Below are 25,167 nucleotides of genomic sequence, written 5' to 3' on the forward strand. Positions count from 1 at the left end.
GTTAGTTCTGTGTTTGTTATTCTTCCTCATCTTCTCTCGGTGCGCCGTACATATAATGTTCCGCGTTGCGCGCAAAGTCTGTAGGTAAGTGTTTTCGCCATTCTGATTGGGGAACAACGTTACCAATCTCAACAATTCTTTGCCAAAAAGGTTTTTTGCGAAATTCTGGGTCATTTTCTAGTGCATCCCATTTAGCATCGAGTTCTTCCATTAAATTGTCTGATTCTGCGTTAGATTGAGGGTTTTGTTTGTCCATACTTGATAAGAAGTGATAGTTTGTTTTTATCATAGCATTTTCGAGTTGGAGCGAGGTACGGAGATTATCGAGGGTAATTAACCACAGAGACACAAAGAACACAGAGATTATTCACCGATGTTATAATTTATAATGATGATGGCAAGAGAGCCGAATGTTTAACTGAAAGCTTGACATTATTTTATGTACAGACTATATTATATTTATGGAATAGAATATTATATTTGATCCAGATTTTAGGTTCTGGTTTTATCAACAAGAACAGGGACTTCAAAATGAAGTATTTGCTGTTTTAACTGTATTGATGAAACTTGGACTAGCACTGGGGAGACCACGAGTTGATACCATTGAAGGAGCTTCTTTTAAGAATATGAAAGAGCTTCGTATTCAGTATAAAGGTGAACCTTGGCGTGTTTTATTTGCCTTTGATCCTCATCGACAAGCAATTTTACTTGTTGGGGGGAACAAGTCAGGTAACAAAAGATGGTACAAAGAAAATATTCCTATAGCAGATCAACGTTATCAAAAATATCTGGAAAAACTTAAGGAAGAAAAGTCATGAAAGAATATACCAACTTCTCGGAAGAATTTAATAAACTTTGTGGAGAACGACAAGCAATTATTAAAGCAAGAGCTTCCCAAATTTATCTGGAGGAACTTACGCTTAAGTATTTGCAGGAAAAACTAGGTTTATCTTTATCAGAATTGGCAAAGTATCTTGAAGTACAGCAATCAATAGTACCTAAACTTAAACAAGAGCAAAATCCAGAGCTAAATACACTGCGCGAAGTAGTTAACGCATTAGGTGGAACTGTCGAAATTATTGTCAAAATTCCCAACAAAGAACCTATAATTATTGGTGACTATTCAGAAACGAAGTGTAATTAACCACAGAGACACAGAGGACAGGGAGATTATTTGCCAATGTTATAATTTGTACTCAATAATAAAGGTGTTCGCTTTTGGAACACAATATTTAAGATGGAATTAACGGGAAGACTCCATGAACGCTATAAAGCAAAAATCTTAAATTGATAAAAGTCTAATCCTAAAAATACGATCTGTCACTGACACAATTGCTCCCGTCTTTAATGCTTTTGTACAATCTCGTAAAACTATAGTTAAACGCTGATTAATTAGATTGTAGTTTTCATTGCCTAAACGGAATAGGATGACACTTGGTAAATTATCACCACTAATAGCGAGAAGTTGAGAAAAATCTAGATCGACAGTTAAAATTATCCGCTTTTCTCTTTTTGCTTTGGCAAGAATTTACTGATCAGATAAAGTTTGTAAGCCTTCATCTCGAAGATGAACGACATCATAACCTTGTTCTCTTAACCATGAGACTGTACGCAGAGAAATCCCCATATCGGCTAGAAACTCTATCTCCATTACTCGATTAATTCAAAATGATGAACTTGTTCTCTGGCTAACCAAGAAGCATATAATAAACATTGGTGAATATCTTCTCTTTCTAGGTCAGGGTATTCCTCTAATATTTCCTCTATCGGCTTTTCGTTAGCAAGTAGATTAAGAATTAAAGAAACAGGAATACGCATTCCTCGAATACAGGCTTGACCTGCCATAATTTTGGAGTTAAAAGTAATTCGGTCTAATTGTTTTAAGGTCATATAGTTTCCAGAAATATGAAGATGATACCTGTGGTAATTTTATTATAGCTAATTCTATAGTTGCGAGCGGAAGTGGGAAATTACTCCTTCAGTGAGGGTGCAAAGCTTGTCTCCAACCCCATAGGGAAGATTAGAGAATGGTGAGGTTTTAAGTTGTAGTAGTATAGTATAACAAGTTAGACGAGAAAACGGGTTTTTTTAAAAACCCGTTTTCTGAAATCGCACCGGATGAGGACTAAAGTCCAACAACGAACCTAATTAAAGCCAAACCTCAATTGATTCTAGTCATGAATAAATTTCTCAAACTCTTTACCCCCATTTCCCTGATATTAATTACGGTAGGATTTCCGGCGGCGACTTTTAGCAACACTGTTGGAGTTAACACAATTTTTCATGTAAAAGGGAAAGTTACCGTTAAAAAAGCACAATGGAAGAAATCTCTTCCCGCTTCTGTCGGACTTACCCTCAGTTTTGATGATAAGTTAGAAGTGGCAGCTAACGCTTCCGTTAAGGTTTATTGTAGTAATCTCAAGCAGTGGATGGTTAAACCGGGAAAGTATATTGTTTCTAATGGCTGTCCTCGGGGAAATCCTGTGATTCGACTTCTCAATAGTAATCATGATACCCTCAGTAGTAATGATACCCTCTATACTTTTGACCCCCGTCCCGCAGGACCTACCCCCCGTCCCGCAGGACAAACAGAAGAAGTCTTAGCAAAATTACCTTATCTAATTACTCCTCGTCAAACGAATATTCTCACCAATCGTCCTCCCCTGCGGTGGAATGCTGTTCCGGGTGCAACTAATTATACTATCAAAATAGATGGGGTTAATTGGGAAACGCAGACAAATAAAACTGAGATAGTCTATCCTGGTGAACCTCCTCTGGAAGCAGGAAGGCGATATCGAGTAACCATAGAAGCTGATAATGGTGCGTCTTCTAGACGTGATGATGAAAACGTCGGGTTTACAGTATTAGATGAACAGACGAAGAAAACGGTTTTAGATGCTGTTAAAGCTGTTCAACAGCAGCAATTATCCCCAGAGGAAGCAGGGTTAGTTTTAGCGCATCTCTATCGAGGTTATGGGTTGTATGGGGATGCGGTTGAGGTATTGGAAGGATTAGTTAAGCAAAATAGTCAGGTTGCTACGGTTTATCAACTGTTAGGGGATACTTACCTTAAGATAGGGTTGCCTCAGTTGGCAAAAAAACCTTATGATAAGGCGTTAAAACTGGCAACAAATACGCAGAATTTGTCAGTGCAAGCGGAGATACAAGCGGGTTTAGGAATAGCTTATCGTCTCTTGGGAAATAAGGATGAGGCGATACAGTGGTTAACTAAGGCGAAGGGGACTTATAATCAGTTAGGAGATACTTCGCAGGTTCAGGAATTGGATAAAACAATTAATGAAATTTTAAAGAGGGAGTAAGGATGGAAGTTATAGCACTCCCGTAGGGGCGAAGCATTCGGGCAATAACCTATCGCTGAAACCGTAGATTTCTTATCCGAATGCTTCGCCCCTACAACTTATTTGAAATTACTATAAATTATGGATAATGGCTACTACTTTTGTACGGAGGTAATTACACAATGGATAAAGATAAACTCATAAAATATCGTCAAGCAGTGCAAAATTTGTTAAGTCGCTATGTAGCAGAAGATGTTACCAGTGAAGACGTAGAAGTACAATTAATATTTGATGTGGAACGGGATCATTATCAGTGGATGAATGTAGGATGGGAAGGTTTAAAACGAGTTTACCGCTCGATTGTTCATTTTGATATTCGTGATAATAAGATTTGGCTACAACAAAATTTAACGGAATTGAATCCAGCAGAGGATTTAATTTCAATGGGTGTTAAGAGGGAGGATATTGTTTTGGGACTGCAACCACCTTATAAACGGCCTTATACTAATTATGGTACTTAAAACAAATTCTCCTTGTCCCCTTGTTCCAAGGCAAAGCCTTGGAACACAATATCTAAGGCTCTGCCTTAAAGTAATGCTATAACTGTGGTGAGGTTGTTTTTAGTAGTGAAACGGCAGAAAAAATCAGAACTTTACTACAGCACAAGGCTCAACCCGACAAATCTATTCAAGTTGATGTTTTTGCCTATCAATAAACTCTAGGGATAAAAAACCAATGAAAGTATCAATCAAATCAGGGATAGCGGTTGTCGTCATTACCGGGATGATGGGATTATCGGGAGTCATGTTAAACCCAACGGTGGGACAGGTGATTTCTCAGGTTTCACCGCAAGATAAATTAGCCGAAGCTGAGAGGCTAACTCAGCAAGTTATTCAATTGTATCAGCAGGGGAAATACAACGAGGCGATTCCCCTAGCAGAACAAGCTTTAGCTATCAGCAAACAACAATTAGGAGACAACCATCCCCTAACTGCACAAAGTCTCAACAATTTGGCATTACTTTACTATTCTCAAGGAAGATATAGCGAAGCCGAACCTCTCTACAAACAGGCTTTAGCTATCTGGAAACAACAATTAGGAGACAACCATCCCCTTACCGTCGCCATTCTCAACAATTTGGCTGCACTTTACGAGTCTCAAGGAAGATACAGCGAAGCCGAACCCCTCTACAAACAGGCTTTAGCTATCAGGAAACAACAATTAGGAGACAACCATCCCGATACTGCCACCAGTCTCAACAATTTGGCAGAACTTTACCGTCTTCAAGGAAGATACAGTGAAGCCGAACCCCTCTACAAACAGGCTTTAACTATCAGGAAACAACAATTAGGAGGCAACCATCCCGATACTGCCACCAGTCTCAACAATTTGGCAGAACTTTACCGTCTTCAAGGAAGATACAGTGAAGCCGAACCCCTCTTGAAAGAAGCCTTAACTATCAGCAAACAACAATTAGGAGACAACCATCCCTCTACCGCCACCAGTCTCAACAATTTGGCATTACTTTACTATTCTCAGGGAAGATACAGCGAGGCCGAACCTCTCTACAAAGAAGCCTTGACTATCATTAAACAACAATTAGGAGACAACCATCCCCTAACTGCACAAAGTCTCAACAATTTGGCATTACTTTACTATTCTCAGGGAAGATACAGCGAGGCCGAACCTCTCTACAAAGAAGCCTTGACTATCATTAAACAACAATTAGGAGACAACCATCCCCTAACCGCCACCAGTCTCAACAATTTGGCAGGACTTTACGGAGTTCAAGCAAGATATAACGAAGCCGAACCCCTCTACAACAGGTCCTTAGCTATCAGGAAACAACAATTAGGAGACAACCATCCCGACACCGCTTCCAGTCTCAACAATTTGGCATTACTTTACAAGTCTCAAGGAAGATATAGCGAAGCCGAACCTCTCTACAAAGAAGCCTTGACTATCATTAAACAACAATTAGGAGACAACCATCCCCTAACTGCACAAAGTCTCAACAATTTGGCATTACTTTACTATTCTCAGGGAAGATACAGCGAGGCCGAACCTCTCTACAAAGAAGCCTTGACTATCATTAAACAACAATTAGGAGACAACCATCCCCTAACTGCACAAAGTCTCAACAATTTGGCAGAACTTTACCAGTCTCAAGGAAGATACAGCGAAGCCGAACCCCTCTATCAACAAGCTTTAGCCATCTGGAAACAACAATTAGGAGACAACCATCCCCTAACCGCCACCAGTCTCAACAATTTGGCAGGACTTTACGGAGTTCAAGCAAGATATAACGAAGCCGAACCCCTCTACAACAGGTCCTTAGCTATCAGGAAACAACAATTAGGAGACAACCATCCCGATACCGCCTCCAGTCTCAACAATTTGGCATTACTTTACAAGTCTCAAGGAAGATATAGCGAAGCAGAACCCCTCTACAAACAGGCTTTAGCTATCAGGAAACAACAATTAGGAGACAACCATCCCGACACTGCTTCCAGTCTCAACAATTTGGCAGAACTTTACAAGTCTCAGGGAAGGTACAAAGAAGCTGAACTCCTCTACAAACAGGCTTTAGCTATCTTCAAACAACAATTAGGAGACAACCATCCCCTAACTGGCACCAGTCTCAACAATTTGGCTGTATTTTACCAGTCTCAAGGAAGATACAGCGAAGCCGAACCCCTCTACAAACAAGCTTTAGCTATCAGGAAACAACAATTAGGAGACAACCATCCCCTAACCGCCACCAGTCTCGATAATTTGGCATCACTTTACGAGTCTCAAGGAAGATACAGCGAAGCCGAACCCCTCTACCACAGGTCCTTAGCTATCATTAAACAACAATTAGGAGACAACCATCCCGATACCGCCATCAGTCTCAACAATTTGGCTGCACTTTACAAGTCTCAAGGAAGATACAGTGAAGCCGACCCCCTCTTCAAACAAGCATTAGCTATCCATAAACAACAATTAGGAGACAACCATCCCGCTACCGCCACCAGTCTCAACAATTTGGCAGGACTTTACTGGTCTCAAGATGATATTCCTCAAGCCATTAATTATCTCAGCCAAGGACTTGCAGTAGAAGAATACAACCTCTCAGAAAATCTAAAAATGGGGGATGACAAGCAAAAACAAGATTATATGGCAAAGGTTTTAGGGACGACTAATTCGGTGATTTCCCTCAATCTTCAAGCTGCACCGAATAACCCAGAAGTAACCCGTCTCGCCTTGAAAACTATCTTAGAACGTAAAGGACGAATTTTAGATGTTTCAACCAATAGCTTACAAATTCTCCGACAACGTACTGATGACCTCGAAAGTCAACAATTATTAACTCAACTGATTGAAGTTCGGACTCAACTATCTAACCTGACTTTTAAAAAGCCTGATGATTTTCCCTCACCAGAAATTTACCGTCAACAACTTGACGAAGTTACCGAAAAAGCAAAAGAAATAGAGGGTAAAATCGGTGTTCGTAGTGCCGAATTTCGTAGCCTATCCCAACCCATTACCCTGGAAGGGATTCAAAAGCTAATTCCTGCTGATGCTGCTTTAGTTGAAATAGTCCGCTATCAACCTTATAATCCTAAAAATGATAGTTTTGGCATCCCTCGCTATGCTGTTTATATTCTCTATCCCAATGGTGACATCAAAGCCAAGGATTTAGGAGAAGCTAAACCGATTGACGACAAATTAATTTACTTCCGTGACAATCTTGCAGACGCAGAAACTCCTCTCCCTCAACTGCAAAAATCAGCGCGTCAACTTGATGAGACATTGATGCAGCCTATCCGTCAATTATTAGGCAATACTAAAACGATTCTGCTTTCTCCTGATGCTGCACTTAATTTAATTCCCTTTGAAGCTTTAGTAGATGAAAATAATCAATACTTAGTGGAAAATTATCATATTACCTATCTCACTTCTGGACGGGATTTACTGCGCCTTAAAGATAAATTTGCCAGTCAACAATCTCCGCTTATTGTAGCTGATCCTTTCTACGGTAAAGCAGGGGAAAAAGTCGCTCTCACTCGTTCCATAGACCTGTCTGAGTTTACTTTTCCCGGTCTTCCGGGTACAGAACAAGAAGCTAAAGCGATTGAAAATATCTTACCTCAAGCCACTGTTTTAACGGGTTCTAAAGCCACAGAAAACGCCGTCAAACAAGTTAAAAAACCGAATATTCTCCACATCGCTACTCATGGTTTTTTTAAACCAGAAAGCAATGTGCTTGAGAATCCTTTATTGCGTTCTGGGTTAGTTTTAGCAGGAGTTACAATCGGTCAAAGTGCAGGAGATGATGGTGTTTTAACTGCTTTAGAAACTACCAATTTAAACTTAGTCGGAACCAAATTAGTTGTGCTTTCTGCTTGCGATACGGGGAAAGGAGATATTAAAATCGGTCAGGGAGTTTATGGATTGCGCCGCGCTTTAGTTATAGCAGGTAGTGAAAGCCAATTAATTAGCCTTTGGAAAGTATCTGATGATGCGACTAAAGATTTAATGGTCGCCTATTATGGACGCTTACAAAAAGGAGAAGGACGCAGTGAAGCTTTACGACAAATTCAATTAGGAATGCTCAAGGGTGAGAAGCAAAAACATCCTTTTTATTGGGCAAGTTTTATTCCTTCTGGTGATGCAACTTCGATGCAATTTGACTGATTAAGGGTTAGGAGTTAAACTTAGTGGCTCTTCTCGACTTTGTGTGATAATTTTTGCTTATAGAATCGTGAAATATTTACCTAGAAAGACTTTGAGGACTATTTTGCTGGCTCTTCTCGACTTTGTGTGATAATTTTTGCTTATAGAATCGTGAAATATTTACCTAGAAAGACTTTGAGGACTATTTTGCTGAAGAAACTATCAGTATAGACCCCGTTTCCACACAGAAACCAGAAGAGCCTTTTGCTGAAGAAACTATCAGTATAGACCCCGTTTCCACACAGAAACCAGAAGAGCCACTTAGTGGTAAGATTATTGGTATCACAAACAATTACTAGGAGAGTCACACAATGGCAACATTTACAGAAAACGACCTCAAAGAATTAAAAGACTTTATTGTAGGACAATTCAAAGAAGTTAATGACAAAATAGACAAGTCATCTGAACAACTTAATGGCAAAATAGACAGATTATCTGAACAACTTAATAGCAAAATAGACAAGCTATCTGAAGAAGTGAATAACTTAAGAGTTGACATAGCAAATATTAAAGGAGAATTAACAGGCGTGAATAAACGACTAGATAACTTGGAATTTACTAATCGAACCATCTTTGTTGCCATTGTTACTGCACTAATGGCAGGATCAGTTAAGTTATTTTTCCCAAATTGGCTCTTCTAGGTTCTGTGTGATAAGTTTAACTTACAATATGATCGATCGATCTTTGTGTCCTTTGTGTCTTTGTGGTTCGTTCCACCCCCTCGCTAGGAAGAATGTATCTTAGAATACATTTTACCCACCAAATCCAAGAGAGCCTCCTAGCCTCCGTTTTGATCCCGTCGCCCGCGCCAACCAACTCGCCAACGACGCTAAAAAGGAAAAATAAAGTCAAAAGTACAATCTGGGAGAGTTTTGGAGTATGAGACTTTATAGCGCTAAAGCGCAACTACGAACCTACTTTTGCCAGAGATCTAATGTTCTGACTTCTGATATATTGATCTTATCTGAAGGAGAAATGAGAAAAAATGAACCCAAAAATTGACCAGACTCAAGCTGGTAGTAACTTTGACAAAATTTGCGATCGAGTCATTTCTACTCGTCAACCAATAGAAATTACACGGGAAGGTGGTGAAAGCATTTCCTTGATTCTTACAGCAGAACTCAATAGCTTGATAGAAACTGCTTATTTATTCAGTTCTCATGAAAATGCAGTACGCCTCCTAGATGCACTACAACGTGCCAAAGCCAGAACGAATCAGCCTCAAACTTTAGAAAACTTATGCCAGGAGTTAGGTATTGACAAAGAAGAAAAAGTCTCAGCCTAAGCCAGAACGCGAACTCGTTTTTGATATAAGGTTTCTAGAAGACCTCAGATATTGGGTAGAAACTGAGAGAAAAATTGCCCTTCGTCTGTTATCTTTAGTTGAAGAAATTCGACGCAATCCTTTTGAAGGAACGGGCAAACCTGAACCCTTAAAATATCAAGATGCCAATGTTTGGTCTCGCCGCCTTACCCAATCTGATCGTATTGTTTATCTGGTTAGTCACGATCGGATAGAATTTTTGCAAGGTCGTTATCATTATAGCGATCGCTAAGTACCTAGACAAACTAAAACGCCAACCCCATGCTCAAAATAGAAATCACCGATACCTCCATCACCCTCATCCAACTCCTCCATGAAGTTGAAAAAGGACAAGACATCATTATTTTCCGAGAAGGTCAACTCATTGCCCAACTCTCGCCCCCGCTAAATTCCCGCCACCCTCTAAGTTCCCACCAGGCTTTGCGATCCCAACATCAACCCTCCGCGATCCAAAGCCTTGACATCCTGCAACAATTACGCCAAGAAGCACACTATTGATTTACCTAGACACCAGCTTTTTAGCTCCATTTTATTATGAAGGAACTCACACTCATCTCTCATCACTCCGGCTCCCTCAAACCTCTAATCGAAGGCGCAATCGCTGAAGCCCTACGTTCCACTGAAGCGGGTATCCAGCGTACCGAACAACGACTGCGAGAATTTGAGGACAAATATCAACTGTCCACAGCAGAATTTCTGCATCGCTACGAAAACGACGAATTTCAGGAAACCCTGGAACTTGACGAATGGATTGGCGAATTGCGAATGCTACAATGCCTACAGGAAAAAGCAGAAAGACTCAGAGGAATTGAATTTATTAATTGAAGATTATTTTCAACAGATTCAAACAATTATCGCAACCTGTTCAGTAGTAAAATTTTTTACGCTAGATTGTGAAAAACGCGATAGTTATGAAGGATTTATTCGAGCCGAAATTAAATTCATTGATAATTCAGTTCTGCATATTCGAGAGTTTGTCAATATCGAAACAATTATTAATCGTAATATGTACGCTTATCAGTATATGAATACCATGAATACCTTAATTTTCCGTTATGATAATACTCCACATCATAAAAAGCTGAACCTCCCAACCTATCCCCATCACAAACATGACAGCAGTGAAGAAAATGTAATCTCGTCCGCTGCTCCAACGCTGTTAGAAGTTCTTCAGGAAATTACCGCCAGAATCAGGAGTTTTCTATGAATGAACTAAAAAGAATCAGTATCAATAAACTGATTGAATATCTTTCCACCAACACTTTAGCCGAATTTGATGCCTATACTAGATTTAAGGAAATGGCAGCTAATGGCAACCCAGAAGAAGGATTGAAAATCTTGGCTAAATTTGATAAGTAGGTAGGCGTTAAAAGTTGTCAGATGCCCCCCTTATTAAGGGGGGATTAAGGGGGGACTAAGGGGGGATCAGCACCCCCCTTATCAAGGGGGGATTAAGGGGGGACTAAGGGGGGATCGGCACCCCCCTTATCAAGGGGGGCAGGGGGGATCAAACCTAAAATCCATTTTTAATTTAATTATAACCAGCTACTTAATTAATATACAGTATAAAGCATTAATTATCATCAAAAAATCACCAAACTAGAAGCGTAGGTGAAGGGATTTATGGATTGCGCCGCGCTTTAGTTATTGCGGGAAGTGAAAGCCAATTAATTAGCCTTTGGAAAGTTTCTGATGATGCGACTAAAGATTTAATGGTCGCCTATTATGGACGCTTACAAAAAGGAGAAGGACGCAGTGAAGCTTTACGACAAATTCAACTAGGAATGCTCAAGGGTGAGAAGCAAAAACATCCTTTTTATTGGGCAAGTTTTATTCCTTCTGGTGATGCAACTTCGATGACATTTGACTGAGTAAGGGTTAGGAGTTAAACTTAGTAGTAAAATTATTGGTAAGTACCTAAGCAAAATTAATTACACATCCAAACCGTCAGCAGTTACTCCGTCAGCTTTTTGCTGTGATCAGTAAACAGTGAACTAAAAACTAAAATCTGATCCCGTCTCCTGTCTCCTGTCTCCTGTCTCCTGTCTCCTGTCTCCTGTCTCGACTGGGAAATTAATTTTGCACGACTACTTATCACAAACAATTACTAGGAGAGTCACACAATGGCAACATTTACAGAAAACGACCTCAAAGAATTAAAAGACTTTATTTTAGGACAATTCAAAGAAGTTAATAGCAAAATAGACAAGCTATCTGAAGAAGTGAATAACTTAAGAGTTGACCTAGCAAATGTTAAAGGAGAATTAACAGGTGTGAATAAACGCCTAGATAACTTGGAATTTACTAATCGAACCATCTTTGTTGCTATTGTTACTGCACTAATGGCAGGATTGGTTAAGTTATTTTTCCCAAATTTTCCTATAAAGAAAAGAAAACGGGTTTTTTGAAAAAACCCGTTTTCTGAAATCGAATTCAAAATAGGAAATAGCGCTGGGCCATGGGTAAAACCGTAGCCGGTTCACAGATTAATAATTCCCCGTCAGCACGCACTTCGTAGGTTTCGGGATTAACTTCCATGCGCGGTAAAGCGTCATTAAGCTTCATACTAGCCTTACTGATATTGCGCGTATTCGACACAGCCACGGCGGTTTTTTTCAGCTTTAACTTCTCAGGAATGCCCGCTTTCATAGCATATTTAGAAACAAATGTCAAGGAAGTTTTGGCGATCGCACCACCAAAAGAAGCAAACATGGGACGCATATAAACCGGTTGGGGTGTGGGAATACTGGCATTAGCATCGCCCATTTGCGCCCAGGCGATTAAACCGCCTTTCAGGACAATTTCCGGTTTTACGCCAAAAAATGCCGGTTTCCAGAGAACCAAGTCGGCTAATTTGCCCACCTCGATGGAACCGACATAATCGGAGACACCATGGGTAATAGCAGGATTAATCGTATATTTAGCAATATATCGTCTTGCTCGCAGATTATCATTCTCTCCCGTTTCCCCGGTCAGTCTGCCCCGTTGTACCCGCATTTTGTGGGCAGTTTGCCAAGTGCGGATAATTACTTCTCCCACCCGTCCCATCGCTTGAGAATCGGAGGAAATGATGCTAAAAGCCCCTAAATCGTGGAGAATATCCTCGGCGGCAATAGTTTCCCGGCGGATGCGGGATTCAGCAAAGGCCACATCTTCGGGAATACTCCGGTCCAAATGATGACAAACCATCAACATATCGAGGTGTTCCTCTAAGGTATTCGTCGTATAGGGACGAGTGGGGTTAGTAGAGGAGGGTAAAACGTTCATTTCCCCGCAAACCCTGATAATATCGGGAGCATGACCACCGCCGGCCCCTTCCGTGTGGTAGGTGTGAATGACGCGATTTTTAAAAGCGGCGATAGTGGCCTCAACAAAACCGGCCTCATTGAGAGTATCGGTATGAATCGCCACCTGCACATCGTACTTATCGGCCACGCTTAAACAGGTATCAATGGCTGCCGGAGTGGTTCCCCAATCTTCATGGAGTTTTAAGCCAATTACCCCCGCTTTTACCTGTTCCGCTAGTCCTTCCGGCTGACTGCTATTGCCTTTACCCAAAAAACCCAAATTCATCGGGAAAGCTTCGGCGGCCTCTAGCATTCGATAGATGTTCCACTCCCCCGGGGTGCAGGTGGTGGCATTAGTTCCCGTCGCAGGTCCGGTCCCGCCACCAATCATTGTGGTAATCCCCGACGCAATCGCTGTCTCAATTTGTTGGGGACAGATAAAATGAATATGGGCATCAATCCCCCCTGCTGTCAAAATCATCCCTTCCCCGGCTAATGCCTCGGTAGCAGGACCGATAATAATATCAACATTATCTTGAATGTGGGGATTGCCGGCTTTACCGATTTTATAAATTTTGCCGTCTTTAATGCCCACATCGGCTTTAACGATGCCCCACCAGTCGAGAATTAGGGCATTAGTAATCACCAAATCCACCGCCCCATCTTCCCTAGAAATGGGGGATTGGCCCATCCCATCGCGAATTACTTTACCGCCGCCGAATTTTACCTCATCGCCGTAGGTGGTGAAATCTTTTTCGACTTCGATAAATAATTCCGTGTCTGCCAGGCGAACTTTATCTCCGACGGTGGGGCCGTAGGTTTCTGCATAGGTGCGGCGATCGATGCGATAATTCATAGGGGGAATTCTTGAAAATCGACATTGATCATACGATCGATTTTCCAGCAATTATCGCTTTTTAGGGATTTTCTTCCATTTTTAATCCGGCTCGTTTTCGAGGATTTCTTTGGCTTTCAGTAAAGCTTGGCGATGTTCTTCGGTGACGGTGGGATATTTTAAACCAAGGGATTCTAGGGTGTGATAAATAACCGCCCCCACAGCTAAACGGGTAAACCATTTGCGATCAGCCGGGATAATATACCAAGGAGCCCATTCAGTACTGGTATGATTGAATACCTCCTCGTAGGCTTTCATGTAATCACCCCAAAAAGCTCTTTCTTTGACATCATTTTCAGAAAACTTCCAGTTTTTTTCAGGGCGATCAATTCTTTCCAAAAATCGTTTTTTCTGTTCTCCTTTAGAAACATTGAGAAAGAATTTCAGGACAATAACCCCATTGTTAACCAGATATTTTTCAAAATTATTAATCTCCTCAAAACGTCGCTGCCAAACTTTCTTGGTTCTGTCTTCTGGGGGGAGTTTTTGCCGTTCCAATAAATTTTGATGGACGCGCACGACTAATAATTCTTCGTAGTAGGAACGATTAAAAATACCGATACGACCTCGCTCCGGTAAGGCTTTATAATATCGCCAGAGATAATCGTGATCTAGTTCTTCGGCCGAGGGTACTTTAAAGCTAAATACCTGACAGCCTTGGGGATTTAAGCCGGACATAACGTGCCTGATTGTACCATCTTTACCCGCCGCATCCATGGCTTGCAGATTAATTAACAGGGCATAGGTATCCTGGGCATAAAGTTTATCTTGAAACTCGGCCATTTTTTCGATCCCCTGTTGCAGCAGCAGCGTGGCATCTTCTTTGGTAATGTAGTCTGGCTTAAACCCAGGATCGTAGTCTTTGTGTAGAGAAATTTCTTTACCCGGTGGCACGATTAAGGATTGTAAAAACGCTTGGCGATCAATTTTGCTGACCATGCTCTTCTCCTTGATTGTTTTGACCCTTAAGATTACATTGTAGCACTTTTGCTCGGAAAATATCTAACTCTTGAACCGGCGAGTCAAGGATGAACTGGCAGAAATGACCTAGAAACAAGTATATTTAAATATTCGATTTTAGCTACTCCTCATCTGACGAGAAAGTAAAGAATAATTTTTAGGCGATCGCAAATTCGGTAAACTGACGCACTTCGGGAGGTTGAAAAGCTAAAACTATCTCACTGCTGGGAATTCCTAAGCGCATTAATTCCGTGGCGATACCTGCTTCTGTCCAATCTTCTTCAATATAAATTTTGTCATTTTTTAGACGAAGATAAACGGAAATTGCTTTAATTCGTTTGCCATTTTTCCAGCCAATATTAAACCAAAGATATTGGTTTCTATCATCGTCAAATATCAATATTTCTTCTAGGTCTTGATCGGGTACTTGTGAGGAAATTTCTGCATATTCTATGAGAATTTTCTTGATTATATTTTGATAACAATTTAGTTTATCCATTGAACTATTCCCTCCTGATTAGTGTCAACAATTAACAATAAAATTTGATACTTTTGCAAGATTATTTGTATGGCAGCTTGAGCGAAAAACTTTTCATAAATTTCTTGTCCGATTAAAAAAATAAAGAAATTAATACATACAAGATATCTATTACAATTTCAACAATTAATCTCGAAAATTGTCCGAACCACAGGTAAGACATGTACCATCATCAGGATCTATGACATTACCCAGACAATCTTCAGCTGTGCAATCTTCCCGCAATACTTCATAAGATTCATTACATACAAGGCAATAAATAGTGTTGCTAGTTGGTTCATTAGGTATTAGTTGAGCTAATCTTGGAATCTGTTCGTCTTCGTAATCTTCCCTAAAACCACTATAACAACTAGGACAGAAATAACGTCTTATTTTTTTATTAAAATTAAAATATTTATTATTTCCTGAAGGTGTTAATAAATCAATTACAAGGTTTATTTCTAAAGCCAGCCAATTATATAATTCTCTGGTTTCAGAGCTATATAGAACAGATTCAGGTTCATTTTGAATGAATTGTCCTCGAATTTTTATCCACGAGTTTGGCTCTATCAAATAATGACAAATTTCTAGAATTTCAACAAACAGATCTTTAATTTTTATATATAATTCAGGATCTACAGTGTGCATAATTATATTTCGCTTGCTTCTCAAATCTTCAAATCTTTGTCGAAAGTTATCTGGTAATCGACCAGTCGATACGGTATTATAAACTTTGACTAAATCCTGTGCATCAATTGTTTTAAATTCACTAAAACGGATATTGCGCTCATGAGATTTACTGGGATAATTACTCGGATATCCTGAAATTAGTAAATACGGGCTAACTGTAGCAATATTACCTTTTAAGAGAAATTCGGTTCCTTGTTGAATAAGGGAAAGGGCTGTACTCAATGGACGTTGTGCTTGTTTCCAATATTGCTCAGATGACAATTGATCGATTACTTCTTCATTCTCATCGCTATAATACACATTATAAAAATATTCCGCATTCTTAAGTTTTGTAGATAAACTTATCAGCGTATCCCAAGCCAGATTTAAAAAATCAATGCCAGCGGATTTAAAATCATCTCCAGTCGGTACATCTATAATCATAATTTTTCGTACTCACTTTTATCATTTCATTTAAGGCGATTTATTGGTAAATGAGATTGTGTGGCTTTTCATCCCGCTCAAAATGATAGCGAACTTTTTTATTGTGTGGCTTGTACCCGAACTAAACTTGACTATACTTTGTGAGCCTCCGCATAAATCCGTAAAGCGGCGGACATTTTTTGTTCACAATCCTCGCCCTGTGATTGAAACCAAGCTAGGGTTTCGGGATCTACTTGAACAAGAACATTTACTTTCTCTACAGGTTTCCACCACCGCGATTTACTAAAAAACTCCTCGGTTAAGGGCGGAATATCGGATGTGTCGATTTCCTCTTCCGTAAGAGCGTCAACTTTCTCCCAATTCGTCTCGGAGGTATTGTTCATATCGTTTTCGTTCATAGGGTAAAGCTTTACGAAGTGAAATAATACGAATTGTATCTCTACTCGGTTCTGTAAAAACGACAACTACCACTCGGCCATCGAGCGTACCGATTCCTATCAATCGATCTTCGCCATAATTTTCTCGTTCGTCAAGGGAAACTCGAATGGGATGTTCAAATATCCGCTGCGCGTCCGCGAAGTCTAGATCGTGCTTGATGATATTCGCTCGGTTCTTTTGTCGATCCCACTCGAATTTCATATTTTTATTTTATCGAGTTGTCATTCCGTATATCGAAAAAAATCCTATAATTGTCGAAAATTCGATCGTTAGAGGGGTCATCTTGATCGAAATCAAAAGAAATCTTTCGCCTCGATCGAAATGACCCATAACCGGTCAACTAACTCAAAACACCAGAAGGAATCCCTAAGATATCCTCAATTTTAGGTAAATCTTCTAGGGGAATTACCCGGCCTTCATCCTCAAAACCAGCGATTTCATTAAAGTTCAAATAGCGGTATAAATCGCCAGCAAAAGGATTAATTTTCTCGGTGACAATTGCCAGGTATTCCTCGACGGTGGGAATGCGTCCCAGCAGCGCACAAACCGCCGCTAATTCGGCGGAACCGAGATAGACTCGCGCATCTTTTCCCATGCGATTATTGAAGTTACGAGTCGAGGTAGAAAATACCGTCGCTCTGTCTTCAACCCGCGCTTGATTACCCATACAAAGGGAACATCCCGGCATCTCGGTACGCGCCCCAGAAGCGGCAAAAATGCCATACATTCCCTCATCGCGCAATTGTTTTTCATCCATGCGGGTGGGGGGACAAATCCACAGTTTAGCCTTAGCAACTCCTGCTCCTTCTAATATCTTAGCGGCGGCGCGATAATGACCGATATTAGTCATACAAGAACCGATGAACACCTCATCAATTTTATCCCCGGCGCATTCCGACATTAACTTGATATTATCGGGGTCATTGGGTGCGGCAACAATTGGTTCTTTAATCTCGTTTAAGTTGACGGTGATAATATCCGCATATTCGGCATCCTTATCAGCCTCCATCAGGACGGGATTAGCTAACCATTGTTCCATTTTTGCTACCCGACGCAGGATAGTTTTAGCATCACTATAACCCCGGGCCGCCATATTCTTTAACAGGGCTACATTAGAGCGTAAATATTCCGCCACTGTTTCCGTACTTAACTTAATCGTACAACCAGCGCAGGAACGTTCCGCCGTGGCATCGGTTAACTCAAAAGCCTGTTCTAATTTCAAATCCGGCAGCCCTTCCATCTCCATAATGCGACCGTTAAAAACATTTTTTTTGTTCTGTTTTTCCACGGTTAATTTACCCTCTTGGATGGCAACGTAGGGAATAGCATTAACAATATCGCGCAGAGTTACACCGGGTTGTAATTCCCCCGTAAAACGCACTAAAACCGATTCTGGCATATCCAAAGGCATTACTCCCAAAGCGGCGGCAAATGCCACTAAACCCGACCCCGCAGGAAAGGAAATTCCCAGGGGAAAACGAGTATGAGAATCGCCTCCAGTCCCCACCGTATCCGGCAATAACATCCGATTTAACCAGGAGTGAATAATGCCATCTCCCGGACGTAAAGCCACCCCACCCCGGGTAGAGAAAAAGTCCGGTAATTGGTGATGAGTTTGAATATCAACCGGTTTGGGATAGGCTGCCGTGTGACAGAAACTCTGCATGACTAAATCGGCGCTAAAACCTAAACAGGCTAACTCTTTTAACTCGTCTCTGGTCATCGGGCCGGTGGTATCCTGAGACCCTACCGTGGTCATAATTGGGTCACAGGAAGTACCCGGCCGCACTCCGGGTAAACCGCAAGCTTTGCCGACCATTTTTTGCGCTAGGGTGTAACCTTTACCGGTGTCATTAGGCATAGTGGGACGAGTAAATAGGGTACTAGCCTCAAGTCCCAAGGCGTGACGGGTTTTATCCGTGAGACTGCGACCGATTAATAGGGGAATACGACCGCCGGCGCGCACTTCATCCAGAATTGTCTCAGGTTTGAGGCTAAAGGTGCTAATAGTTGCGCCCGCTTCGTTGGTGATTTTGCCTTCGTAGGGATAGATTTTAATCACATCCCCCGTGTTCATTTGGCTAACATCGCATTCAATCGGTAAAGCGCCGGAATCTTCAGCAGTATTAAAGAAGATAGGGGCGATTTTACTGCCTAAAATATAGCCACCAGCACGTTTATTAGGTACAAAGGGAATATCATCGCCAATATGCCAGAGAACCGAGTTAATTGCCGATTTTCGGCTGGAACCAGTCCCAACCACATCCCCCACATAGGCGACCGGATGACCTAATTTTTTCAATTCGGCAATGGTTTCTAGGGACCCGGGTTGACGGGTTTCTAACATTACCAAAGCATGGAGGGGAATATCGGGCCGGGTGGTGGCATGGGGAGCGGGAGATAGGTCATCTGTATTGGTTTCTCCGGGTACTTTGAAGACGGTGACGGTAATTTCTTTAGCAAGTTTCGGTTTAGCGATAAACCAAGCGCCATTGGCCCAAGCATCGATAACCTGTTTAGCATAGGGATTGGTGTCGGATAATTCCAAAACCTCGTTAAATGCGTCGAATACTAGCAGGGTTTTACTTAAAGCGCTGGCAGCAGCGGCGGCGATATTAATATCTCTGGATTTCAGCAGTTCAATCAGAGAATGAACGTTATAACCACCGACCATGGTTCCCAGTAAGCTAACCGCACCCTGAGCGGAGATAACGCTAGATTTTATTTCACCTTTGGCAATTCCTGTTAAAAATCCCGCTTTAACGTAGGCCGCTTCATCAACTCCGGGGGAACACGGTCACGCAGCAGGGTCAGCAATTCTCCCTTGAGTTCTTCGGACGGATTTTTGAGTATTTCGCATAATTCCGCCGTTTGTTGAGCATTGAGGGGAAGGGGAGGGATACCTAATTTCGCTCGGTCGGCAACGTGCTGATGATACGCTTCTAACATAGGTCGATTTTCTCCTAGTCTTCACTTGTGACGGTTTCTTCCTAGGTTAATGGATTTTTGCTAGTCTCGGAATTTCTCGGTTAGCGAGACATGACTTTATTGTGCGATTTCCATAAAATGAGAAAATAGCGATCGATTGACTATATTAAGGCGTAGATAATGGCTATCACCGATTCTGATCTAGATTTAGCACAATATATCGACCATTCTCTCCTCATCCCCACCGCCACCCGTGAACAATTAGAGGCTTACTGTCAACAGGCCGAACAATATCGTTTTCCCACCGTCTGCGTTTATCCCGCTGCCGTTAAGCAAGCTGTGCAGTTACTCCACGGCAAAAAAACTTTAGTTTCTACCGTGATTGGTTTTCCCGCAGGGGCCACTACCTCCGCAGTTAAACGTTATGAGGCTTTAGAAGCTGTAGATAATGGTGCCAAGGAGTTAGATGTGGTTATTAATCTCGGTTGGCTAAAAGATGGGAAATCTGAGCAATTATTCCAAGAAATTGCTAGTATTTGTCAGGAAGCTGGCCAGACGGTAAAAGCGATTCTGGAAACCTCGCAACTGACGGACACCGAGAAACGTTTAGCGGCGGAAATTTGCATGGATGCAGGAGTCAGTTATCTAAAAACCAGTACCGGCTGGTTTGGAGGAGCAACGGTTAGCGATGTCAAGTTTCTCAAGGAAATTAGCAAAGGCCGGGTAGGAATTAAAGCATCCGGCGGAATTCGCACCCTAGAACAAGCACTCGCTCTTATCCAGGCCGGGGCCACTCGTCTGGGAACTTCCCGCGGTGTCGATTTAGTCCGTCAGCAAAAAGCTGCTTTTGAGGAGTAATACTAAATCCTGTTTAAAAGGTATAGGAAAGTGGGGTAGTGGGGTAGTGGGGTGTGGGGTGTGGGGTGTAGGGTGTGGGGTGTAGGGTGTGGGGTGTGGGGTGTGGGGAAGTGGGGAAGTGGGGAAGTGGGGTGTGGGGAGAATAAATAAAAAATAATCTCCTGAATCCTGTCTCCTGTCTCCTGTCTCCTGACTCCTGACTCCTGAATCCTGACTCCTGACTCCTGAATCCTGACTCCTGAATCCTGTCTCCTGAATCCTGACAGCTAAAATGATGACTGACATTCAATAAAAATAAGGGGGTTTATTTGCCGATAATTCGCTGTGGTAATCGAGAATTTAGAGATATTCAAGGGATTGTTTTTGATAAGGACGGTACGCTAGAGGATTCGCGAGCTTTCTGGTACGATCGAGCTATAGCCCGGGTACAAGCCATTGAATCGCAAATCCCTGGTTTAGAGTCTTTATTAACTAAAACTTTCGGTATTGGGGCAAATAGTCTCAATCCTGCTGGTTTAATGGCAGTGGGCAGCCGCAGAGATAATCATATCGTCGCTGCCGGTTGTATTGCTTCCACCGGCCGGGATTGGTTAACGGCCATGGCGATCGCAAAAGCGGCCTTCCAAGCGGCCGATGAAAAGGTTCCCCCCCGCTTAAATCCCCTCTATCCCCAATGTTTAGAAGTAATTCGTTATCTGCACGCGGCCGGTTTACAATTGGCGATTCTTTCCTCCGATACCACAGCACGAGTTGAGCAATTTGTCAAGGAAAATCACCTATTAAATTATATTAAAATTGTTCGGGGATGCGATCGAGGTTTAAGTAAACCCGATCCCTTATTATTACAAGAAACCTGTCAAGCTTTGGGGACCGCAGTGGACAAAACCCTGATGGTAGGGGACACTAGGGCCGATTGGGAAATGGCTAAACAGGCAAAATCAGCAGCAGCGATCGCAATTAGTTGGCAACCGGAAAACCATCAAGATTTACAATTAGCTGATGTGGTCATTAGAGAACTGACTGCCATCTCGGTTATCAGAGGCGAATTTTCAGTTCACTGATTACTGATTACTGTTTACTGTTCACTGAAAAACCCCACTTCCCAATTCATAATTCCCTCTATGCTAACAATTGCCTTACCGAAGGGTGCTTTACTAAACGAAAGTATCCAAATATTTCAGAAAATTGGCTTAGATTTTAGTGCCTTTCTTGACTCAAAAAATCGCCAATTACAGATTACCGACCCTACTAACCAAGCGAAAGCGTTATTAGTCAGAGCAACAGATGTACCAGTTTATGTAGAATACGGTCAGGCACAATTAGGCATCGCTGGTTATGATATTTTATTGGAAAAATCTCCCGATGTGGCTAATTTAATTGACCTAAAATTTGGTTATTGTCGGATGTCAGTAGCTGTCCCTGCTGATAGTCCCTATCAAAGTCCTCTAGACATTCCCCATCACGGTAAAGTTGCCTCAAAATTTGTCAATTGTGCTAAGGATTATTTTCGTCGTTTAGATATTCCCGTCGAGATTATACCTCTCTATGGTTCCGTAGAATTAGGCCCGATTACGGGGATGTCAGAAGCGATAGTTGACCTAGTGTCCACCGGTCGAACTTTACGCGAAAATGGTTTAGTAGAAATTGACGAATTATTTGCTAGTAGCGCTCGATTAATCGCCCATCCTCTAAGCTATAGACTAAATCGCGATCAGATTTATAACTGGGTAGAAAAGCTCAGTTTAACGAATCAGCACCCCCCTTATTAAGCGGGTATCAAGGGGGGATCAGCGCCCCCCTTATTAAGGGGGGATCAAGGGGGATCAGCACCCCCCTTATTAAGGGGGAATTAAGGGTAGGGTTGATTCATGAATCAACCCTACCTTGAATCAACCCTAGGGATAAAGGGGGGATAAAAGGCAAAATCTATTTAATTAGAACCATTTACTTATTTACCCCTAACCTAATTGTTTTAAGAGTAAACCAATGAGCGCACCAGCAATAATTAACCAAGTAGAATTAACCTGAAAACGTAGTAAAAGAATACCAGAGACAAGAGATAGAATGATAGCCAATAAATTAAAAGGTAAATTCCCGTAGGGTTGTAACCAAGTAGCTAGAGCTAAATTAAAAATTACCGCTACCATTAAAGCCACTGCACTAGCATTAATTGCGTCTAAAAAAGCCCCTGCCCAAGCAGATTGTCTCAGTTTAGGAATGAGAGGATTAAGTAATAAAACAAAGATAAAAGAAGGAAAGAAAATCGCTAGAGTTGCCACAATTGCCCCCGATACTCCTAATATTTGATAACCGATAAAAGTGGCTGTGGATAACACCGGACCGGGGGTAAATTGACCCACAGCAATAGCATCTAATAATTGTTGCTGGGTTAACCATCCTCTCCCCTGCACTAAATCCCCTTCTAAAAAGGCAACTAACACATAACCACTACCAAATAAAACACTACCCACCTTGAGAAAAAATAGCCCTAATCCTGTTAATGTCGGTGGGATATTGCTAGGAGTAGCAACCGCCGTCGCACCGCCTATTCCTGCCACAATCAGGGGAAAAGTAGCGAATTTTTTTAGGATAAACATCCCGATAATTCCCCCTAAAAGTAAAGCGATAATTTCATTTAAACCTAAAATTAATAATCCGATAACCCCCAATCCGATGAACAGTAATTGACGGGTTTTCAGTGCCTTTTTGCCTAAGCGCCAGAGTGCCTGAAAAATCACCGCAATTACTACCGGTTTAATCCCCGCAAAAATCGGAGCCACATCCGGTAAAGTCCCGTAGGTGGTATAAATCCAAGCTAGAAAACCCGTAATTAACACCGCAGGAGTGATAAAACAAACCCCCGTGATTATTAAACCCGCTAAACCACCAAAAATATAACCGATATGAATAGCCATTTCCGTGGAATTAGGACCAGGAATCAGATTAGTGGCCCCCACCAAATCGAGAAATCGCTCCTTAGTCATCCAACCGCGACGCTTAACCACTTCTTCCTCCATTAAAGCGATATGGGCAGCCGGACCACCAAAACCGATAATGCCGATTTTGAGAAATAAAAGGGCAAGTTGCGAGAGATTGGGAGGCGATGAAGTCAGCATTTTCTGATTACCAATAGTTTTTCTAGAATCAAGTTTATATCCAAAAGAATAAGCCTAAGTTAAATTATTAAGTAAGTAGTTATAGTTAAATTGAAGATAGATTTTGGGTTCGATCCCCCCTTGATAAGGGGGGTGTCTGACAACTTTTAACACCTACCTACTTAGCTAGATTTCGTCAATTCCAAAATTCCATAATTGCAAAAGCTTTTTACTCAAACTCAATTATAAGTATTTAATGCTCCCGTTCAAGTAAATTTGATACAAAAAAAGTTAAGAAAACTTTATAAATAATATTGATTAATTTGTTTATAATGAACCCCATTAATACCCACTGAAACCCATCAGCACCCCCCTTATTAAGGGGGGCAAGGGGGATCAAACCTTACTAAGGTTAGTCAAAAAACCATAGACAATAATCAATTATCACAATCGATGCTAATCTATGCAAAAAAAACTCTATGGACAGCCTACCGCCTAACACTAACCAGTTTTCAGATACCCAAGAGCCAGCAGCGAGTCCATCTCAGCGCCAAGCAGTGCCGGTCAATTATGAGTACAGCCTCAATCTGCCGGAATTACTCAACCAGCTTGACCTCTCGGTGTTGATTTCCACCTACCAAGCGGGACGAGTGGCCAGCATTGGCACTTATCAAGGACAAATGCGGGTGAGTTTCGCCCATTTTGACCAAGCGATGGGTTTAACCCGAACCGCTACCGGAATTGCGGTAGGCGCTCGTCAGGCAATTTGGCATTTACCCGCTAATCGAGAGATTGCCCCCCAGATTAAACCGGAAGGGGAACAGGATATCGCTTTTTTAGCTCGTTCTTCTCACCTCACCGGCCCGATTATGGGTCATGATTTGGCCTTTGGCAGTAATCGCCTTTGGGTGGTCAATACCCTGTTTAACTGTCTGGCAACCATCGAAGGAAATTGGAGTTTTCTCCCCCAGTGGAAACCGCCCTTTATTACCGAGTTAGTCCCCGGAGACCGCTGCCACCTCAATGGCTTGGCTATGGCTGAAAATAGCGGCACTCCCGTATATGTAACGGCATTGGGGGAAACCAACGAGGAAAGCCTCTGGCGAGAGAATAAAGCTCAAGGCGGATGCTTAATTGATGTGCCGAGGGGAGAGGTGATTCTGCGGGGTTTAGCTATGCCCCATTCTCCCCGTCTTTACCAGGGTAATCTCTATTTTCTCAATTCCGGTTATGGAACCTTGAACCGTTGGCATCCCCAAACTGGTAGCACGGAAATCGTGGCGGAATTGCCCGGTTTTACCCGGGGTTTGGACTGTTGGGAAGGTCACGCCTTTGTCGGGTTGTCCCAAATCCGAGAAACGGCGATTTTTGGCGGTTTACCCCTGGATGAGCGGCGTAATCAATTGCGGTGCGGGTTGGCTATTGTCAATCTAGCTACCAGTCAACTGGTGGCGACTTTTTGGTTCAATAGCGGCGTGGAGGAGGTTTTCGCTGTCACTCTGCTGCCGGGCTACCGCAACCCGGCGCTAATTGGACCGGATACCGACCTCGATGGCACTCAATCGGTGTGGATGGTGCCTTCTTTAGGGGCTTAATTTTGTAATTTTCAGCCTTTATTCAGGAAAAAACCATGTCAACTCCTTAAAATGACTAACCCTACTATCTTAGAAGAGCTACTAAAATGAGCAGTTACCGCTAATTCTCTCGCGGAATTTAAGCAGTCTTTGGCAAAAA

The 25,167-nt window shown here is 42.0% G+C and carries 28 protein-coding genes and 4 pseudogenes; 20 read left to right on the forward strand and 12 right to left on the reverse strand.

The window, feature by feature from the left end; translation table 11 throughout:
* Nucleotides 1–16: 16 nt before the first annotated feature.
* Nucleotides 17–256 (reverse strand): hypothetical protein, encoded by a 240-nt coding sequence (locus VL20_RS09310; protein WP_052276321.1) that lies wholly within the window; start codon nt 254–256, stop codon nt 17–19.
* Nucleotides 257–560: 304 nt separating this feature from the next.
* On the opposite strand from VL20_RS09310, the gene VL20_RS09315 reads away from it, so the two are divergent.
* Both VL20_RS09315 and VL20_RS09320 read left to right on the forward strand, forming a co-directional pair.
* Nucleotides 561–818, forward strand: coding sequence for a type II toxin-antitoxin system RelE/ParE family toxin (locus VL20_RS09315; RefSeq protein ID WP_284526067.1), 258 nt, complete (start codon nt 561–563; stop codon nt 816–818).
* Nucleotides 815–1,144 (forward strand): helix-turn-helix domain-containing protein, encoded by a 330-nt coding sequence (locus VL20_RS09320; protein WP_052276323.1) that lies wholly within the window; start codon nt 815–817, stop codon nt 1,142–1,144. The genes VL20_RS09315 and VL20_RS09320 overlap by 4 nt, the downstream gene beginning before the upstream one ends.
* Before the next feature lie 138 nt (nt 1,145–1,282).
* On the opposite strand, the pseudogene VL20_RS09325 reads toward VL20_RS09320, so the two are convergent.
* A pseudogene (locus VL20_RS09325) lies at nt 1,283–1,651 on the reverse strand (DUF5615 family PIN-like protein).
* A complete protein-coding gene (locus VL20_RS09330; protein WP_002736820.1) occupies nt 1,651–1,890 on the reverse strand; it encodes a DUF433 domain-containing protein in 240 nt (79 codons plus the stop codon). The pseudogene VL20_RS09325 and the gene VL20_RS09330 overlap by 1 nt, the downstream one beginning before the upstream one ends.
* A gap of 287 nt (nt 1,891–2,177) precedes the next feature.
* Here VL20_RS09330 and VL20_RS09335 point away from each other — a divergent pair, with 287 nt between their 5' ends.
* From VL20_RS09335 to VL20_RS09390, 14 genes and pseudogenes are all read left to right on the forward strand, one after another.
* Nucleotides 2,178–3,320, forward strand: coding sequence for a tetratricopeptide repeat protein (locus VL20_RS09335; protein WP_052276324.1), 1,143 nt, complete (start codon nt 2,178–2,180; stop codon nt 3,318–3,320).
* 161 nt (nt 3,321–3,481) lie between these two features.
* Nucleotides 3,482–3,820: a XisI protein gene (locus tag VL20_RS09340; protein WP_002743169.1), complete on the forward strand. Its 339-nt coding sequence runs from the start codon at nt 3,482–3,484 to the stop codon at nt 3,818–3,820.
* Between the two features lie 74 nt (nt 3,821–3,894).
* Nucleotides 3,895–4,014, forward strand: a pseudogene (locus VL20_RS33695) (YgiT-type zinc finger domain-containing protein); the annotation flags it as partial.
* Between the two features lie 89 nt (nt 4,015–4,103).
* Nucleotides 4,104–7,979 (forward strand): CHAT domain-containing protein, encoded by a 3,876-nt coding sequence (locus VL20_RS09345; protein ID WP_284526163.1) that lies wholly within the window; start codon nt 4,104–4,106, stop codon nt 7,977–7,979.
* Between the two features lie 122 nt (nt 7,980–8,101).
* Nucleotides 8,102–8,317: pseudogene (locus VL20_RS33700) on the forward strand (hypothetical protein).
* Nucleotides 8,318–8,329: 12 nt separating this feature from the next.
* Nucleotides 8,330–8,659, forward strand: a complete 330-nt coding sequence (locus VL20_RS09350; protein WP_052276325.1) for an LPP leucine zipper domain-containing protein — start codon at nt 8,330–8,332, stop codon at nt 8,657–8,659.
* A 344-nt stretch (nt 8,660–9,003) separates the two neighbouring features.
* Nucleotides 9,004–9,303, forward strand: coding sequence for a type II toxin-antitoxin system Phd/YefM family antitoxin (locus VL20_RS09355; protein ID WP_002761387.1), 300 nt, complete (start codon nt 9,004–9,006; stop codon nt 9,301–9,303).
* Entirely contained in the window at nt 9,275–9,574 is a 300-nt protein-coding gene (locus tag VL20_RS09360) for a Txe/YoeB family addiction module toxin (RefSeq protein WP_002761386.1), read from the forward strand. Before VL20_RS09355 ends, VL20_RS09360 begins: the two co-directional genes overlap by 29 nt.
* Before the next feature lie 29 nt (nt 9,575–9,603).
* Nucleotides 9,604–9,840 (forward strand): hypothetical protein, encoded by a 237-nt coding sequence (locus VL20_RS09365; protein ID WP_043999266.1) that lies wholly within the window; start codon nt 9,604–9,606, stop codon nt 9,838–9,840.
* Between the two features lie 36 nt (nt 9,841–9,876).
* Complete coding sequence (locus VL20_RS09370) at nt 9,877–10,167, forward strand: hypothetical protein (RefSeq protein WP_052276326.1); 291 nt, start codon at nt 9,877–9,879, stop codon at nt 10,165–10,167.
* A complete protein-coding gene (locus VL20_RS09375; protein WP_052276327.1) occupies nt 10,151–10,549 on the forward strand; it encodes a toxin-antitoxin system TumE family protein in 399 nt (132 codons plus the stop codon). Before VL20_RS09370 ends, VL20_RS09375 begins: the two co-directional genes overlap by 17 nt.
* Nucleotides 10,546–10,701, forward strand: coding sequence for a hypothetical protein (locus VL20_RS09380; protein WP_002767005.1), 156 nt, complete (start codon nt 10,546–10,548; stop codon nt 10,699–10,701). The genes VL20_RS09375 and VL20_RS09380 overlap by 4 nt, the downstream gene beginning before the upstream one ends.
* Before the next feature lie 269 nt (nt 10,702–10,970).
* Nucleotides 10,971–11,213, forward strand: a complete 243-nt coding sequence (locus VL20_RS27910) for a CHAT domain-containing protein (protein ID WP_284526068.1) — start codon at nt 10,971–10,973, stop codon at nt 11,211–11,213.
* Nucleotides 11,214–11,465: 252 nt separating this feature from the next.
* Entirely contained in the window at nt 11,466–11,750 is a 285-nt protein-coding gene (locus tag VL20_RS09390) for an LPP leucine zipper domain-containing protein (RefSeq protein ID WP_052276328.1), read from the forward strand.
* A 25-nt stretch (nt 11,751–11,775) separates the two neighbouring features.
* Here VL20_RS09390 and ureC read toward each other — a convergent pair whose 3' ends face one another.
* The 8 genes and pseudogenes from ureC to acnB all read right to left on the reverse strand — a co-directional run bounded on the left by ureC (nt 11,776) and on the right by acnB (nt 19,501).
* On the reverse strand, nt 11,776–13,485 hold the full coding sequence (gene ureC, locus VL20_RS09395; protein WP_002735350.1) for an urease subunit alpha: 1,710 nt from the start codon (nt 13,483–13,485) through the stop codon (nt 11,776–11,778).
* A gap of 81 nt (nt 13,486–13,566) precedes the next feature.
* The gene (locus VL20_RS09400; protein WP_046661511.1) at nt 13,567–14,463 is read right to left on the reverse strand and encodes a polyphosphate kinase 2 family protein; all 897 of its coding nucleotides are present in this window, start codon (nt 14,461–14,463) and stop codon (nt 13,567–13,569) included.
* Nucleotides 14,464–14,641: 178 nt separating this feature from the next.
* Nucleotides 14,642–14,983 (reverse strand): XisI protein, encoded by a 342-nt coding sequence (locus VL20_RS09405; RefSeq protein ID WP_052276329.1) that lies wholly within the window; start codon nt 14,981–14,983, stop codon nt 14,642–14,644.
* Nucleotides 14,971–15,117 (reverse strand): element excision factor XisH family protein, encoded by a 147-nt coding sequence (locus tag VL20_RS33705; RefSeq protein ID WP_110980738.1) that lies wholly within the window; start codon nt 15,115–15,117, stop codon nt 14,971–14,973. The genes VL20_RS09405 and VL20_RS33705 overlap by 13 nt, the downstream gene beginning before the upstream one ends.
* Nucleotides 15,118–15,148: 31 nt before the next feature.
* Nucleotides 15,149–16,114: a hypothetical protein gene (locus VL20_RS09410; RefSeq protein WP_052276330.1), complete on the reverse strand. Its 966-nt coding sequence runs from the start codon at nt 16,112–16,114 to the stop codon at nt 15,149–15,151.
* A gap of 131 nt (nt 16,115–16,245) precedes the next feature.
* A complete protein-coding gene (locus tag VL20_RS09415; RefSeq protein WP_002746336.1) occupies nt 16,246–16,512 on the reverse strand; it encodes a BrnA antitoxin family protein in 267 nt (88 codons plus the stop codon).
* Entirely contained in the window at nt 16,460–16,753 is a 294-nt protein-coding gene (locus VL20_RS09420) for a BrnT family toxin (RefSeq protein ID WP_002735016.1), read from the reverse strand. The genes VL20_RS09415 and VL20_RS09420 overlap by 53 nt, the downstream gene beginning before the upstream one ends.
* Nucleotides 16,754–16,892: 139 nt before the next feature.
* Nucleotides 16,893–19,501: pseudogene (gene acnB, locus VL20_RS09425) on the reverse strand (bifunctional aconitate hydratase 2/2-methylisocitrate dehydratase).
* 159 nt (nt 19,502–19,660) lie between these two features.
* Here acnB and deoC point away from each other — a divergent pair.
* From deoC to hisG, 3 genes are all read left to right on the forward strand, one after another.
* Nucleotides 19,661–20,338, forward strand: coding sequence for a deoxyribose-phosphate aldolase (deoC, locus tag VL20_RS09430; protein WP_052276331.1), 678 nt, complete (start codon nt 19,661–19,663; stop codon nt 20,336–20,338).
* Nucleotides 20,339–20,646: 308 nt separating this feature from the next.
* Nucleotides 20,647–21,399 carry an HAD family hydrolase gene (locus VL20_RS09435; protein ID WP_052276332.1) on the forward strand — a complete coding sequence of 251 codons (753 nt, stop codon included), beginning with the start codon at nt 20,647–20,649 and terminating at the stop codon, nt 21,397–21,399.
* A gap of 60 nt (nt 21,400–21,459) precedes the next feature.
* Nucleotides 21,460–22,107, forward strand: a complete 648-nt coding sequence (gene hisG, locus VL20_RS09440; protein WP_002761364.1) for an ATP phosphoribosyltransferase — start codon at nt 21,460–21,462, stop codon at nt 22,105–22,107.
* A gap of 189 nt (nt 22,108–22,296) precedes the next feature.
* Here hisG and chrA read toward each other — a convergent pair whose 3' ends face one another.
* Nucleotides 22,297–23,454, reverse strand: a complete 1,158-nt coding sequence (gene chrA / locus VL20_RS09445) for a chromate efflux transporter (RefSeq protein WP_052276333.1) — start codon at nt 23,452–23,454, stop codon at nt 22,297–22,299.
* A 458-nt stretch (nt 23,455–23,912) separates the two neighbouring features.
* Between chrA and VL20_RS09450 the strand changes: the two genes are divergently transcribed.
* A complete protein-coding gene (locus VL20_RS09450) occupies nt 23,913–25,028 on the forward strand; it encodes a TIGR03032 family protein (RefSeq protein ID WP_052276334.1) in 1,116 nt (371 codons plus the stop codon).
* Nucleotides 25,029–25,167: the final 139 nt, after the last annotated feature.

The organism is Microcystis panniformis FACHB-1757 (genome assembly GCF_001264245.1).
Lineage (GTDB): Bacteria > Cyanobacteriota > Cyanobacteriia > Cyanobacteriales > Microcystaceae > Microcystis > Microcystis panniformis.